The 14899-nt window shown below is 66.2% G+C and carries 12 protein-coding genes; 4 read left to right on the plus strand and 8 right to left on the minus strand.

Annotation, left to right across the window (positions count from 1 at the left end; translation table 11 throughout):
- Positions 1-31: 31 nt before the first annotated feature.
- From ACW4E8_RS23090 to ACW4E8_RS23105, 4 genes are all read right to left on the minus strand, one after another.
- Complete coding sequence (locus ACW4E8_RS23090) at positions 32-1480, minus strand: efflux transporter outer membrane subunit (protein ID WP_456806679.1); 1449 nt, start codon at positions 1478-1480, stop codon at positions 32-34.
- The gene (locus ACW4E8_RS23095; RefSeq protein ID WP_456806680.1) at positions 1477-4635 is read right to left on the minus strand and encodes an efflux RND transporter permease subunit; all 3159 of its coding nucleotides are present in this window, start codon (positions 4633-4635) and stop codon (positions 1477-1479) included. Before ACW4E8_RS23095 ends, ACW4E8_RS23090 begins: the two co-directional genes overlap by 4 nt.
- A complete protein-coding gene (locus ACW4E8_RS23100) occupies positions 4632-5885 on the minus strand; it encodes an efflux RND transporter periplasmic adaptor subunit (RefSeq protein ID WP_456806681.1) in 1254 nt (417 codons plus the stop codon). Before ACW4E8_RS23100 ends, ACW4E8_RS23095 begins: the two co-directional genes overlap by 4 nt.
- A gap of 199 nt (positions 5886-6084) precedes the next feature.
- Entirely contained in the window at positions 6085-8469 is a 2385-nt protein-coding gene (locus ACW4E8_RS23105; RefSeq protein WP_456806682.1) for a carbohydrate-binding family V/XII, read from the minus strand.
- A 373-nt stretch (positions 8470-8842) separates the two neighbouring features.
- On the opposite strand from ACW4E8_RS23105, the gene ACW4E8_RS23110 reads away from it, so the two are divergent.
- Complete coding sequence (locus tag ACW4E8_RS23110; protein ID WP_456806683.1) at positions 8843-9991, plus strand: metallophosphoesterase; 1149 nt, start codon at positions 8843-8845, stop codon at positions 9989-9991.
- Between the two features lie 75 nt (positions 9992-10066).
- On the opposite strand, the gene ACW4E8_RS23115 is transcribed toward ACW4E8_RS23110, so the two are convergent.
- The gene (locus ACW4E8_RS23115; RefSeq protein WP_456806684.1) at positions 10067-10345 is read right to left on the minus strand and encodes a hypothetical protein; all 279 of its coding nucleotides are present in this window, start codon (positions 10343-10345) and stop codon (positions 10067-10069) included.
- 168 nt (positions 10346-10513) lie between these two features.
- Positions 10514-12181, minus strand: coding sequence for an energy-dependent translational throttle protein EttA (gene ettA / locus ACW4E8_RS23120; RefSeq protein ID WP_456806685.1), 1668 nt, complete (start codon positions 12179-12181; stop codon positions 10514-10516).
- A 138-nt stretch (positions 12182-12319) separates the two neighbouring features.
- On the opposite strand from ettA, the gene ACW4E8_RS23125 reads away from it, so the two are divergent.
- Together ACW4E8_RS23125 and ACW4E8_RS23130 are read left to right on the plus strand one after the other, a co-directional pair.
- Positions 12320-12544 (plus strand): hypothetical protein, encoded by a 225-nt coding sequence (locus tag ACW4E8_RS23125; protein ID WP_010812270.1) that lies wholly within the window; start codon positions 12320-12322, stop codon positions 12542-12544.
- A 49-nt stretch (positions 12545-12593) separates the two neighbouring features.
- Positions 12594-13127, plus strand: a complete 534-nt coding sequence (locus ACW4E8_RS23130; protein ID WP_456806765.1) for a YgjP-like metallopeptidase domain-containing protein — start codon at positions 12594-12596, stop codon at positions 13125-13127.
- On the opposite strand, the gene ACW4E8_RS23135 is transcribed toward ACW4E8_RS23130, so the two are convergent.
- The gene (locus ACW4E8_RS23135) at positions 13112-14008 is read right to left on the minus strand and encodes an endo alpha-1,4 polygalactosaminidase (protein ID WP_456806686.1); all 897 of its coding nucleotides are present in this window, start codon (positions 14006-14008) and stop codon (positions 13112-13114) included. The genes ACW4E8_RS23130 and ACW4E8_RS23135 overlap by 16 nt on opposite strands.
- Positions 14009-14135: 127 nt before the next feature.
- Between ACW4E8_RS23135 and ACW4E8_RS23140 the strand changes: the two genes are divergently transcribed.
- Positions 14136-14309: a GTP-binding protein gene (locus tag ACW4E8_RS23140; protein WP_456806687.1), complete on the plus strand. Its 174-nt coding sequence runs from the start codon at positions 14136-14138 to the stop codon at positions 14307-14309.
- Positions 14310-14386: 77 nt separating this feature from the next.
- On the opposite strand, the gene ACW4E8_RS23145 is transcribed toward ACW4E8_RS23140, so the two are convergent.
- Entirely contained in the window at positions 14387-14875 is a 489-nt protein-coding gene (locus tag ACW4E8_RS23145) for a MaoC family dehydratase (protein WP_456806688.1), read from the minus strand.
- Positions 14876-14899 lie beyond the last annotated feature (24 nt).

Consider the following 14899-nt stretch of genomic DNA (forward strand, 5'->3'; position numbering starts at 1 on the left):
GCAAGCGGCTGGCGGGCGCCAGCCGCCCCTGCTACCGCCTCAACACCTTCGCATCCCCCTGCATCCCCGCGTCGCGCACATCCTGCGGCACCGACGGCCAGCCGCCGCCGAGCGACTTGTACAACGCCGCGGTGCCGGTCAGCACGTCAACCTGCCCCTGCACCGCCGACAGCTGCGCGGCGAACAGCTTCTCCTGCGCCGTGGTCACCTCCAGGTAGCTGGAATAGCCGCCCTCGTAGCGCGCGCTCGACTGGTCGGCATAGACCACCAGGCTCTTCTCCTGCTGGCGCAGGCTCACCAGGCGGTTGCGCGTCTCGATGCCGTTGGACAGTGCACTGTTGACGTCGGCCAGCGCCGCCAGCACGGTGCCCTGGTAGGCCAGCATGGCCTGGTCGCGCTGCGCCGAGGCGGTCTGCACCTGGCCGCGGATGGCGCCGCCCTGGAAGATCGGCTGGGTCAGGCCGGCACCGATCCCCCACACCTGCGAGGCACTATGCCACAGCCCCGCCGGCAAACTGGCGATGGCGCCGAACAGGCCACTCAGGTTGACGGCCGGCAGGTACAACGCCTGCGCGGCGCCCAGCTGCGCGTTGGCGGCGATGGCGGACTGCTCGGCCTGCAGCACGTCCGGCCGGCGCGACAGCAGCGCGGCTGGCAGGTCCGCACCCACCGGCGGCGGCTGCAGTTCATTGACCGGCTTGCCGCGCTCGATCGGACCGGGCTCGCGGCCCAGCAGCACCGACAGGGCGTTCTCGGTCTGCGCGATGCCGCTGCGCAGCACCGGGATCGTCGCCTCGGTCACGTAGAAATCGTTCTCGGCCTGCGACAGTTCAACCTGCGAGATGACCCCGCCCTCATAGCGCTGCCGGAAGATATCCAGCCCAGCCCCGCGCGCCTTAAGCGTCTGCTGCGCGATCTCCAGCTGCGCGTCCAGCCCGCGCAGCGTGGCGTAGCCCTGCACCACCGATGCCGCCAGTGACAGCACCACGCCACGGCGCGCGTACTCGGCATTCCACAGGCTGGCCTCGGCGGATTCCGCCTGGCGCCGGATGCGACCCCACAGGTCGATCTCCCAGCTGGCATTGGCGAGCAGCTGGTAGGAGTTGCGCGGGCCATCGAGCGACGCGAACGGCGTGCCGTTGAAGGTGCCGGCGCGCTGGCGCGTGGCCGCCGCCGATAGGTTCACCTGCGGGAAGAATCCCGAACGCACCACCATCAGCTGGCCGCGGAACTCATCGATGCGGGCCGCGGCGATGCGCACGTCGTAGCTGTTGCGCAGCGCCGTCTCGACCAGCGTGTTCAGCACCGGGTCGCCGAAGCTGTCCCACCAGGCGCTGTCCGCGGCCACGGACAGCACCCCGGTATCGATGCGGTACTGCGCCGGCTCAGGCGTGGCCGGGCGCTCATAGTTGGGGCCGATGGCGCAGCCGCCCAGCGCCGCGGCCAGGCAGGCGCCGGCCAGCCGGTGGCGTACGCTCATGACGGTTCTCCGGCCGGTGGCGTGGTGGGCGCGGCCCCGACCTTGGGCTTCGGCTTGCGCTCGGACATCACCTCCAGCCCCCAGAAGAACATCGGGATGAAGAACAGCGCAATGACCGTGGCGCCGAGCATCCCGCCGATCACGCCGGTGCCCAGCGACTGCCGGCTGGCCGCCGACGCGCCGCTTGCGATCGCCAGCGGCACGCAGCCGAGGATAAAGGCGAGCGAGGTCATGATGATCGGGCGCAGGCGCAGCTTGGCCGCATGCAAGGCGGCATCGTAGGCACTGAGGCCTTCCTTGTGCCGAATTTCCACCGCGAACTCGAAGATCAGGATGGCATTCTTCGCCGCCAACGCAATCAGCACCGTCAGCCCGATCTGGAAGTAGACGTCGTTCTGCATGCCGCGCAACAGGATGGCAACCAGTGCACCGAACAGCGCGAATGGTACCGCCAGCAGGACACCGAACGGCAGCGACCATTTTTCGTACTGCGCCGCGAGGATCAGGAACACCATCAGCAAGGCAAAGGCAAAGACCATCGCTGCCGTCGATCCGGCGGTCTTCTCCTCGTACGCCTGTCCGCTCCAGGCAAAACTGTAGCCCTGGCCAAGCACTTCCCGCGCCACGTCCTCCATGGCCGCAAGCGCCTGGCCAGAGCTGTAGCCCGGCGCGGCATCGCCCATGATCTTGGCGGCCGGGAAATTGTTGAAGCGGGTCATGATATCGGCGCCTGGGACATACCGGGATGTCGTCACCGCCTTGATCGGCACCATTTCGCCGTTGCGGTTGCGCACGTAGACCTTGTCGAGATCCTCCGGACGCGAGCGGTAGTCGGCCTCGGCCTGCAGGATCACCTGGAACAGCCGGCTGTTCTTCGGGAACTGGCTGACGAAGAGCGAACCGAACATGGTCTGCAGCGCGGAATAGACCTGCTCGACGGGCACGCCCTGGGTTTCGGAGCGTTCGCGATCCACCTCCACCAGCAACTGGCGCGAGCGCGTGTTGATGGTGGAATTGATCCCGGTCAGCTCTGGCCGCTGCCGCGCCTTGGCGATAAAGGCATGCACCCGCTCCTCCAGTTGCTGGTAGGTGCCGTCCGCCGTGCTCTGGAGCCAGAACTCAAAACCACCGGTTGTTCCCAGGCCCGGGATCGAGGGCGGGTTGATCGGAATGGTCACACCGTCCTGGTAGCTCGCAAACTCCTTCTTCGCTTTGGCGATCAGATCCGCCGCGCTCTCGCCTTCCTTGCGGTCATGGAAGCCCTTCAGCGTGATGAACAAGGTGGAAGCATTGGCCTTGTTCTGCGAATCGATCAGGCTGTACCCGTCCACAGACGCCACCGAGCTGACGCCGGGCTGCTTGGCGTACCAGGCCTCGGCACGGGAGGAGAGGTTGCCGGTGCGGTCCAGGCTGGCCGCATCCGGCATGACCACGGCACCGAACAGATAGCCCTGGTCCTCCACCGGCAGGAACGACGACGGTATCCGCACGAACATCAGCACGCTCACCCCGATCATGACAAGGATGATGACGATGGAAATCACCGTCCGCCTGATCACGACCTGCAGCGACTTGTCGTACCCCTGGATCAGGCGATCGAACGAATTGTTGAACCACTGGAAGAACCGGTTCTTCTTGTGCTCGCCGGGCTTGAGCAGGATTGCCGCAAGCGCCGGCGACAGTGTCAGCGCCACCACCCCGGACAGCACCACCGACACCGCGATGGTGACGGCAAACTGCTTGTAGAGCTGGCCGGTAATGCCGGACAGGAACGCCACCGGGATGAATACCGCCAGCAGCACCAGCACGATCGCAACCACGGGGCCGCTCACCTCGTCCATGGCACGCTTGGCCGCCTCCTTTGGTGGCAGCTTGAACTCCACCATGTTGCGCTCGACGTTCTCGATCACCACGATCGCGTCGTCAACCACAATGCCGATGGCCAGCACCATCCCGAACAAGGTCAGCATGTTGACCGAGAAGCCGAACATGCTCATGCCGACGAAGGCGCCGATGATCGACACCGGCACGGCAAGGATCGGCACGATGGTTGCGCGCAGGCTCTGCAGGAACAGGTAGACGACCAGGATCACGAGGATCACCGCATCGCGCAGCGTGTGCACCACCTCGTTGATCGATTCGTTCACAAACTCGGTGGTGTCGAGCGCGACCTCATATTCCAGCCCCGGCGGGAACGACTTCTTCAGTTCCGCCAGCGTGCTGCGCACCTGCTTGGCCACGTCCAGCGCATTGGCGCCCGGCTGCTGGTAGACCGCCAGCAGCGTGGCGGTCTTGCCCTTGTAGCGGCTGCGCAGCGAATAGTCCTTGATGCCGAGCTCGGCCCTGCCGATGTCCTTGAGCCTTACCAGCGCGGCGTCGCCCGACTGCGCGCGCAGGATCATGTTCTCGAACTCGGCAGGCTCGGTCATCTGGCCCTTGGTCGCAATCGGGAACGTCTGCAGGACCGTGCCCGTGGTCGGCGACTGTCCGATACGGCCGGCCGAGAACTGCTGGTTCTGCGCGCTGACAGCGTTCTTGACGTCTTCCGTGGTAATGCCCAGCGACGCCATCCGGTCCGGCCGCAGCCAGATCCGCATGGCGTAGTCCGGATTGCCGAAGATCGCCGACTGGTTGGCCCCGGGAATGCGCTTGAGCGCATCCAGCACATAGATGTTGGCGTAGTTGCCGACAAAGGTCTGGTCGTAGCTGTTGTCCGGCGAAAAAATGGCAATCACCATCATGAACGCGGAAGAACGCTTCTGCACGGAAACGCCCTGGGCCGTGACAGCTTCAGGCAGGGTCGGCAGCGCCAGGTTGACCCGGTTCTGCACGTCCACCTGCGCCAGTTGCGGATCGGTCCCGATCTCGAAATACACCGTCAGGGTCAGGTCACCCGTCGAGGAACTCGTCGAGTTCATGTACATCATCCGGTCCGCGCCGTTGACCTGCTGCTCGATCGGCGCTGCGACGTTCTGCGCGACCACTTCCGCGCTGGCTCCCGGGTATCGCGTCGTCACCGTGATCGACGGCGGCGTGACGTCCGGGAACTGGGCAATCGGCAGTTTGGTCAGCGCGACCAGGCCACCCACCACGATGATGATGGACAGGACCGACGCAAAGATGGGCCGGTCGATAAAGAAGTGGGCAAGCTTCATGGCTTGCTCCCTGCGCTCTCCGCGCCCCTGGCCTGGCCGGGGGATGGCGCGCCTGGCGCACCTGGCGCGCTGGCGGGCGCCGCACCTGCCGGCGGCTTCTGTCCGGGCACGGCCTCGGTGGCCTTGACCGGCGCGTCGGGCGTCAGCCGCAGCCCGCCGCTGACGACCACGCGCTCGCCGGCCTTCAGGCCGGAGCGGATCACCCAGTTGTCACCGGTCCACTGGCCCACGTCGACCACGCGCTGCTGGGCCTTGTTGTCCGCGCCGACCACCCACACCATCTGTCCGCGCGGACCCTGGATGACGGCTTCCTGCGGCACCGCCACGGCCTTCGTGCGCTCGGCGCCATGCAGCTTCACGCGCACGAACTGGCCGGGGCGCAGCGTGCCGTCAGGGTTGGAAACCTCGGCGCGGATCATGTAGGTGCCGGTTTCGGCGCTGAACGAGGCATCGGCAAAGGTGATCTTGCCGTGATGCGGGAACTGGCTGCCATCGGCCAGCACGATCACCACGTCAAAGGCGCCCTTGGGCGGGAACTTGAGCGCGCCGGACTCCTGCTCCGAGCGCGCGGCCAGCACCTCGTTCTCGGACAGGCTGAAGTTGACCCACATCGGGTCGAGCTTGGCGACATAGGTCAGCAGGCTGTTTGACGGATCGATATAGCTGCCCGCCTGCTTCTTGGCAAAGCTCGACACGCCGGTGACCGGTGACTTGATCGTGGTATAGCCCAGGTTCAGCCTGGCATTAGTGACATTGGCCCGGGCCCCCTCGACCGCGGCCGCGGCGGCCTGCTGCTTGCCAACGGCGTCGTCCAGGTCGCGCTGGCTCAGGGCGTTGCGCTCGGCCAGCGGGCGCACCCGCGCCAGGTCGGCATTGGCGGTCTTGAGCCGCGCCACCTGCTGCGCCATTTCGGCATTGGCCGCATCCAGCGCCGCGGCGAACGGCTTGGGATCCATCAGGAACATGGTCTCGCCGGCCTTGACCACCGCGCCCTCGGTATAGACGCGCCGGTCCAGGAAGCCATTGACGCGCGCGCGGATCTCTACCTGCTGCGAGCTCTGGGTCTGGCCGACGAAGTCATAGACGATCGGCACATCGCGCAGCGCCACCGTCATCGCGCCGACCTCGGCCGCGGGCGGTGCACTGGGCGCCGGTTTGTCCTTGCCGCAGGCGGCCAGCGTCATCGCGCAGACCAGCCAGAGCGCGCCGCGCCAATGGAAAGCAGTGTTCACGGATCCCTCTCCCGCCATGGTTATGCACGCGATTGCCGCGCGCACGCCGGCGACGTTCCGTCGCGCCGGACCGGTGGCCGCACTCGCCTCTTTACCGGCAGGGTAAGGCTCGGCCCTGCGGGCGCCAATTCAATTCTTTTGTAGACGTCTTTACTGCTTTCGACTTGCTTTCGATCGCACCCGCGCAGTTGCCCGCGCGGGCTGCCAGGGCCCTGGCTCAGCGGCGGAAGCCGCCATGGAAGCCGCCCCCGCGGAAACCACCGGCACGGCCGACGCCACCGCGCCCCTGCCACTGCTGCGCCGCGCCCTGGAAGCGCTGCTGGCCAACCTCGCGCGCCTGGCGCTGCTGCTCCAGCCGTGCAGTGGCGTCGTTGTTGGACTGCACCGGCTCCCAGCCGCCGGGGGTGTGCTTCTGCCAGCCGTCGTCGGTGCGCTGGTACACCGAGCCGTCGTGGCCGGCATACACGTTGCCGTTGTTCCACGCCACCGCATTGTTCTTGTCCGGATTGGCGACAAAGCCACGGCTGCCGGCGGTGTGCTGGCCGGTCTGCGTATTGCCGGCAATGCCCGCCTCGGCCGCGCCGACGCGGCCGGTCTGCGCGTTGTAGCCCGCCGCCTGGCGGCCGGCGGCATAGTTGCCGGTGTAGGTGTTGCCGGCCGCGCCGCCGCGCGCCGCGCCCTCGCGCCCGGTCGACGGATTGGCGAACGAGCCCTGGCGGCCCGCCGCATAGTTACCGGAATAGGGATTGAACGCCGCACCGCGGCTGCCCTGGTAACGCGCCCCGGTGGCCGGGTTGTAGCCGGCGCCGGCGGTGCCGCGCCATTCGGTGCCGGTCCAGGCGTTCCAGCCCTGGGCGTGGGTCACGGTGCCCTGGCCCCAGCGTCCGTAGAAATTGGCCTGGTTCACGTTGACGTAGTTCCAGTTGTACGCGCCACCCCACCAATAAGGGCCCCAGTACGGCGACGCCGCCCCCCAGAACGCGCCCGCGGCGAAGCCGAAGGCAAAGCCCTCAGCCATGCCGATGCCAAAGCCGGCGCCATAGCCATAGGTGGCCGGATAGCCGTAGTAGACCGCGCCCACATAGGGCGGATAGACATAGCCGGTGCCGTACACGACCGTGCCGTCGGCGCTGACCACCACGCCCATATAACCGGGGGTGTAGCCCACCACCACGGTCTCCGGCGTGACCGAGTAGATGCGTACGTAGGTCACGTAGTACACCGGCGAAGTCGGCGGGATGGTGTAGATCGCCGACGGCACTTCGGTGGCCACATGCCACGGGCCGGACGGCGCCGCCGCTGTGAACCAGACGCCGTTGGCCACCGCGTAGTAGTGGCTGCTGTCGACCTCGATCACCGGCGTGCCGCTGTTGACCGCGTAACTGAGTGAAGTGCCGGTGATCGGCGTGAAGCGCGGCGCGCCGTCGTACGCCACCGTCACGCTGGCCTTGCTGCGCGACACCGTGGCGGTCTGCGGGATGGTGGCGGCGATCTCGGCCTCGCGTGCCTGCGGCGTGCCAGGCACCGAGACCAGCACATTGGCCTTGGGGTCGGTCGCCGGGATCTTGGCGAAGTCCGCCGGCAGCTGGCTGCCAGGCACGTACTGCCACGGCCCCGTCAGCATCGGCGCGCGGAACCAGCGTCCCGAGACCAGCACGTAATACTGGTTGGCGGCCGGATCGACAAAGACCGCGTGGTCGGCGTTGGACATCGTCAGCAGGCTGACGCCGCTGACCGGCGTCATCTGCGGCGCGCCGCTGGTAATGACCAGCTCGGTCGGCTGTGTGGCAAAGAGGATCGCCGGCGCCCTGGCCGGCCGCTTGCCGTCGGCCGGCAGCATCGTATCGGGCTTCATGCCGGCCGCCGCCTTGGTGGCCGCGCTCTCCAGCGCCTTGGGCACGGTCGTCATCACTTCCCAGGCGCCGCCGGCCGATTCGGAGCGATACCAGTAGCCGGCCGCCTTTAGGTGCAGCTCGCCACCGGATTCGCGCAGCAGCAGTGCGCGGCTGTTCAGCGCCCGTTCGTACTGCGTGCCCGGCACGGCGCGCCAGGCCGGCTCGCCGTCGACCAGCACCAGCAGCGTCGGCGTGGTGGCAAAAAGGATCTGGGGCGCGTCATTGCGCACCGCCACGCGGCCAGCCTTGGCCAGTTGCTGGGATACCGCGTAGCTGGCCTGCAGCTGGTCCAGCGGCACCGTCAGCCCGTTGGCCGGCAGGCGCGACACCAGGGCCTGGCGCACCCGGTCGGCGGCGTCGGGCCGGGTCGGGACTTCGACGCTGTCCACCGTGATCCGGGTCAGTTGCACCAGCGCGGAGGGCTTGTCGATATCGCCGGTGGCCGAGAAATGCACCACGCCGTAGGTCGGCGAACCCGACTTCTCGCCCACCGCCACCGCCGCGCGCCCGGACAGCCGGTTGCCGTCCCAGGTCTCGATCTGGGGCTGGTACAGCTCCACATGATCGTTGGCGGCGTCAAAGTTGCGCGGCCAGCTCAGGGCAGCCGCGGTTGGCTTGGACGGCGTGGCGGCCTGCGGGCTGAGCGGGGCGAGCGCAAGCCACGCCGCGGCGATCAGGGCGCTGGTTTGCTTCAGGCGAAAAGACATGGGTTTCTCCGGGAGGAAGCCGCCTGCGCCGGCGGGTCGGCACCGCGGGCACGATGCTGCACAACAGCCGGCCCATCCCGCGAATCTAAATTAGGCCGCAAAGGCGAACAATCTGATTCGAAAACATTCAGGATCCGCCAAAAAAAAGACAGATCAGCCGGCGGCATGGGTCATGCGTGGCGGACCATGGATAGCGGCCTTCGTACAAGAAGGAGTCGGGGCGGCGGGCCGCCATGTCAAGCCGCAATGCGCCGTTGCGACGCGCGCAGGCGACGCGGGTGTGCATCTTGCTTGGCCTGACGCCACCGCCCCGCCCCTTGAAGGCGGCACGTCGCGGCCTCATCTTCCAAGACTCCACCCTGGCCCCGCCCCCATGCCTCCACGCACCACCATCCTGACCGCCGCCCTCGTGACAGCCCTGCTGCACGGCTATATCGGCCTGCGCCTGCTGCCGGCGATGCCGGTGCCGATGGCGGTCAAGGCACTGGCCGTCATCTGGCTGGCCCTCTCCTGCGCCCTGCTGCCGGCCGGGCTGCTGGCGCGGCGCATCAGCCAGCCCTGGTCGGACCTGGTTTCCTGGATCGGCATGCTGGCAATGGGATTCTTCTCATCCCTGCTGGTGCTGACGCTGGTACGCGACGTGGCACTGGCCGCCGCCTGGCTGGCGGAACGGCTCCTCGGCTGGCACGCGCCCGGCCTGTCCGCGGGCAGTGCCGCGGCGGTGCCGCTGCTGGCGCTGCTGGTCACGCTGGCCGGCTATATCAATGCCCGCCGGCTGGCGCGCGTGGTTGAAGTCGACGTGCCCGTGGCCGGCCTGCCTGACGCCCTGCACGGTTTCACCATCGCCCAGATCAGCGACATCCATGTCGGGCCCACCATCAAGCGGCCCTACCTCGACCGCATCGTCGACCGCGTCAACAGCCTGCAGGCCGACGCCGTCGCCATCACCGGCGACCTGGTCGACGGCACCGTGCGCGAACTGTCCGCCCACACCGCGCCGCTGGCCCGGCTGCAGGCGCGCCACGGCACCTACTTCGTCACCGGCAACCATGAGTACTACTCCGGCGCGGAACCGTGGATCATTGAGCTGCGCCGCCTGGGCGTGCGCGTGCTGATGAACGAACACGTGGTGCTGCAGCACGACGGCGACACGCTGGTACTCGGCGGCGTGACCGACTACTCCGCCGGCCGCTTCCACGAAAGCCACCGCAGCGACCCGCACCGCGCCATCGCCGGCGCCCCGGCACAGGCCGGCGCGCGCGTGCTGCTGGCCCACCAGCCACGCACGGCTGCCGCCGCGGCGGAAGCCGGTTTCGACCTGCAGTTGTCCGGCCATACCCACGGCGGCCAGTTCTGGCCGTGGAACCTGTTCGTGCCGATGCAGCAGCCATACACCGCCGGACTGGTGCGGCATGGTTCGCTGTGGATTTATATCAGCCGTGGCACCGGGTATTGGGGACCGCCGAAGCGGTTTGGAGCGCCGTCGGAGATTACGCGGGTTAGGCTGGTGAAAGCGGGCTAGGAGATTGCCGTAGAAGGCCGAAGAATAATCGCAGGCATGGCGCAGCAAAAAAGCCCCGCTCATTTGAGTCGGGGCTTATTGTTTTTTGCGCGGATACTCACAGCTGGCGGCGCTCGGGGCGTATGGCCTTACTTGCCCTTCAGGTTCATCGAGCTGAATGCCTTTCGAGCCAAGTCTGAGATGCGTTTCTTGTTCCGTCTTAGCTCGGCGATTTCGGATTTCGTCAACTGTACGGAAACCGATGAGGTAACCCGCTTCATCCGCGGTGAGGGCGTTGGTGGCAATGCCGAAGATCTTGCGGATTTCATCGCCCTGCCTCCTTTCCAGCTGATGTATTGCCTTACTGGGAGTCATCAATTTACCAGAGTGGCGCGACTTACCAGCACGATTACGCCAACCATTTCCTTACGCTACAGAACCCCATAAATAAGTTCCTCGCGGAATTGTAGGTGGTGGTCGTTTGAGAGGCTCATAAAAAAACCAGGCCCGAAGACCTGGTTCTCTATCGCGCTCAACAACCCATCACCGCACAATCGGCTTATACCGAATCCGCTTGGGCTTGGCCCCTTCCTCACCCAGCCGGCGCTTCTTGTCCGCCTCGTACTCCTGGTAGTTGCCCGGGAAGAACTCCACATGCGAATCGCCCTCGAACGCCAGGATGTGCGTAGCAATCCGGTCCAGGAACCAGCGATCGTGCGAGATCACCATCACGCAGCCCGCGAATTCCAGCAGCGCGTCTTCCAGCGCCCGCAGCGTTTCCACGTCGAGGTCGTTGGATGGTTCGTCCAGCAGCAGCACATTGCCGCCGGCGATCAGGGTCTTGGCCATGTGCAGGCGGCCGCGTTCGCCGCCCGACAACGTGCCGACCTGCTTCTGCTGGTCGCCGCCCTTGAAGTTGAAGCGGCCGATATAGGCGCGCGACGGCGTTTCGTACCTGCCCACCGTCAGGATGTCGGAGCCGCCCGAGATCTCTTCGAACACGGTCTTGGTGCCATCGAGCGCGTCGCGGCTCTGGTCGACAAAGGCCATCTTCACGGTCGGCCCGATCTTGATCTCGCCGCTGTCGGGCTGTTCCTTGCCGGTCAGCATGCGGAAGAAGGTCGACTTGCCGGCGCCGTTCGGGCCGATGATGCCGACGATGGCGCCCGGCGGCACCTTGAAGCTGAGGTTGTCGATCAGCAGGCGGTCGCCGTAGCCCTTGCTCACGCCGTCGAACTCGATCACCTCGTTGCCCAGGCGCTCACCCACCGGGATGAAGATTTCCTGGGTTTCGTTGCGCTTCTGGTAGTCCTGGCTGTTGAGCTCGTCAAAGCGGGCCAGACGCGCCTTGGACTTGGCCTGTCGGCCCTTCGGGTTCTGGCGCACCCACTCCAGTTCCTTGTGCAGCGCCTTCTGGCGGGCCGATTCGCTGGCCTCTTCCTGCTTCAGGCGCGCTTCCTTCTGGTCCAGCCAAGAGCTGTAGTTGCCCTTCCAGGGAATGCCCTGGCCGCGGTCCAGTTCCAGGATCCATTCGGCGGCGTTGTCGAGGAAGTAGCGGTCGTGGGTCACGGCCACCACGGTGCCCGGGAAGCGCGTCAGGAATTGCTCCAGCCATTCCACCGATTCCGCATCCAGGTGGTTGGTCGGCTCGTCCAGCAGCAGCATGTCGGGGCGCGACAGCAGCAGGCGGCACAGCGCCACGCGGCGCTTTTCACCGCCGGACAGGTTGCCGATCTTGGCCTCCCACGGCGGCAGGCGCAGCGCGTCGGCGGCGATTTCCAGCTGCAGTTCGACGTTATTGCCATCGCTGGCGGCCAGGATGGCTTCGTACTTGGCCTGGTCGGCGGCCAGCGCGTCGAAGTCGGCGTCCGGCTCGGCATAGGCCGCGTAGATCTCGTCGAGCTTCTTGCGCGCTTCGAACACGCCGCCCAGCGCCTCTTCCACCGACTCGCGCACGGTCTGCTCGGGATTGAGCTGCGGTTCCTGCGGCAGGTAGCCGATGTTCAGGTTCGGCATCGGCGTGGCTTCGCCCTCGATTTCCTTGTCGAGGCCGGCCATGATCTTGAGTACCGTGGACTTGCCCGAGCCGTTCAGGCCGAGTACGCCGATCTTGGCGCCGGGGAAGAACGACAGCGAGATGTCCTTCAGGATGTGACGCTTGGGCGGGACGATCTTGCCCACGCGGTTCATGGTGAAAACGTACTGTGCCATGGGTGCGTGTTGGAGGGTTGTTCGGGAATGGCGGGAGTGTATCAGGCAGGCGCGGCGCGCTGAGGCGCTCCTGCTCGATTCCGCCCTGGCCGGTACAATGACAGGTTCGTTTTTTCGCCGATTTCCCGAGCCATCGCCATGAGCAAACCCGCCCTGACCCTGAAGTTCAAGTGCAAGAAGTGCACCAAACCCGTCACGCTGTACCTACAGAAGACGTCGGCATGCTCGCACATCACCCCGTACCAGGGCTTCTGCAAGTGCGGCGAGATGATGCGCCACGCCACCGGCGACAAGGACGCGGTCGAGTCCTTCGTCAACTCGCTGGACAACAGCTGGATGCACCACCATCACCACCACCACTGAGCAGGCCACTGCCGTGAGTGAAACCTGGCGCCCCGCCGGCAAGGACCCGATGCGCTTCCTGGGCGGCTACCCGCCCGGCGTGCTGGAGCAGGTGCGCGAACTGATCGCCGCCGGCCGGCTCGGGGACCATATCGCCCGGCGCTACCCCGGGCGCCATACCGTGCAGACTGATCGCGCGCTGTACGAGTACACCACGGACATCAAGCAGGAATACCTGCGCAGCGCGCCGCCGCTGCACAAGGTCGGCTTCGATGCGCGCCTCGATTCGGCCCAGCGTGCGCTGGGCCTGCATACCGCGATCTCGCGCGTGCAGGGCGGCAAGCTCAAGGCCAAGAAGGAAATCCGCGTGGCGTCGCTATTCAAAGAGGCGCCACCGGAATTCCTGCGCATGATCGTCGTGCACGAGCTCGCCCACCTGAAGGAGAGCGATCACGACAAGGCCTTCTACCGGCTCTGTGAACACATGGAGCCGCGCTACCACCAGCTGGAATTCGACACCCGCCTGTGGCTGGCGTGGCGCGAACTGGACAAGGCGGGGACGGCGGCCGCCCCCGCCCCGGCAATTACTCAGTCGCAGGCGTAGCGCGAGCTGCCGTCCAGGTTGGCCGGCATCACCAGCGTGCGCAGGTTCGCTGCCCTGGCCGCGGCACACAGCGCATTGCGCTGGGACACGGTCTTGTACCTCGACTTGTACTCGATGTTGAAGACCGCCTTGCCCTGGCCGGTGAACGCCGAATAGGCGCCGCACTCCTGGTACTGGAAACACTGCTCGTTGACGGCGAAATCAAAGTCCGCCGCCAGCTGCCCGACCTGGTCGATATCGTTTTTCAGGCCGATGGCAAGGCCGCGCGCATGCGCCTCGGTCGCCAGGAAGCGGTTGTAGTCCAGCTGCGTGTCGGCCGTCAGCGGCAGACCCGTGCTGTTGGTATAGCCGTCGACATTGTCCGCATCCACGCCATCGCAGCGCTTGGACGCGGCCAGGTCCATGCGCGCCTGCATGATCCGGCGCACGTTGGCCGAGCGCGTATCCACCCAGCGCTCGCCGGCCCAGCCCGACAGCGGGCTGCCCAGATCGCTCGCGGTGAACTGGCTGTAGTCCGGACGCCAGTCTTCCGCGCTGCCGGCCGAGAAATAGCAGACCACGCGCTGGCCCTTCGCGTGCAGCGCGTCGATGGTGGCCTGCGGCGTGTCGAACAGGTCGAAGTTGTACATCACGACCGGGTAGCTGGTATTGAGCTTGCCGGTGAGCTGGATCTGCCAGGTGTCGGTGATCGTGGGCATCCAGCGCGTGGTTGTGCTGGTGACGGTGGTAGCCGTGGTGCCGTACTTTGTGGCTTCCGTTGCCGTTGCTGCCGCCGGCGACGCCATCTCCGTCGCGCCCCCGTCCCCGCCGCAGCCGCCCAGCGCCATTGACAGCGCAACAGACAGCATGGCCCCCGCCATCACCGCATAGTTGCCGTGCATGTTTTTCACCCCTTCCCTGTGATGAACCCCGTTCAATGCCATCGGCCCGTGTTCTCCCTGCCCCGCGCCGGCGGGCCTGCCACCGCGGTTCATGCAATGTAGCGGATTCGTACCATGGTTGGAATGCATGTGCGCCTGCTGTTCGTGCGGCGCAACACATGGGCTGATGGATTTCCATCCCGCCGACGCCTGGGGATCGGAAGCCGCGCAAAGCAAATTCGTGTTTATCGGCTGGCACCTCGACAAGCTGCGCTTGCAGACGCTGCTGAAGGTCTGCCTGCCCGTGGCCCAGGCAGTCTGACTGTCCTGACAGCAGCGGGGGCCGACTTCCCGTCAGCCCCCGCTGCTGCCCGGCTCAGTTGTCCACGTAGCCATGGGCTACGATGGTCGGACGTGTTCGACTGGCGCCGGCACGCGCTTGCGCAGCAAATACCTTTGCGTACCCTCCATGACGCAGACGTCGTTCTGGTTTCGCACCTCCGACCGCATGGCCAGCACGCCGGTTGTACGACCGGGAACCAGCTCGGTGACGGTGAGGCGGCAGTACAACGTATCCCCGACAAAGACAGGCGCGAGGAAGCGGCTGCTTTGCTCGATAAAGCCCTTCAGGGACTCCTCGACCATATGGGGGAACAGGCCTGCACCCGCCGCAGTCTGTATCACGACCTGGAAGCCGTGTGCCAGCATGTGCGGCATGCCGTGAGCACGGCAGTACTCGACATCGTAGTGAACCGGATGGTTGTCCCCGCTTGCCAGCTGGAACGCCGCAAACAGCGCGTCGGTCATGGTGCGGGACGGCAGATTGAAGTGCTCTCCGAGTTCGAAATCCTCAAAGTAGCGTTGCGGGCAAAGTTGATAGGCATTCATGGCTTCTCCGTATTCCTGATGGTT

This window comes from Cupriavidus sp. CP313 (genome assembly GCF_054072015.1).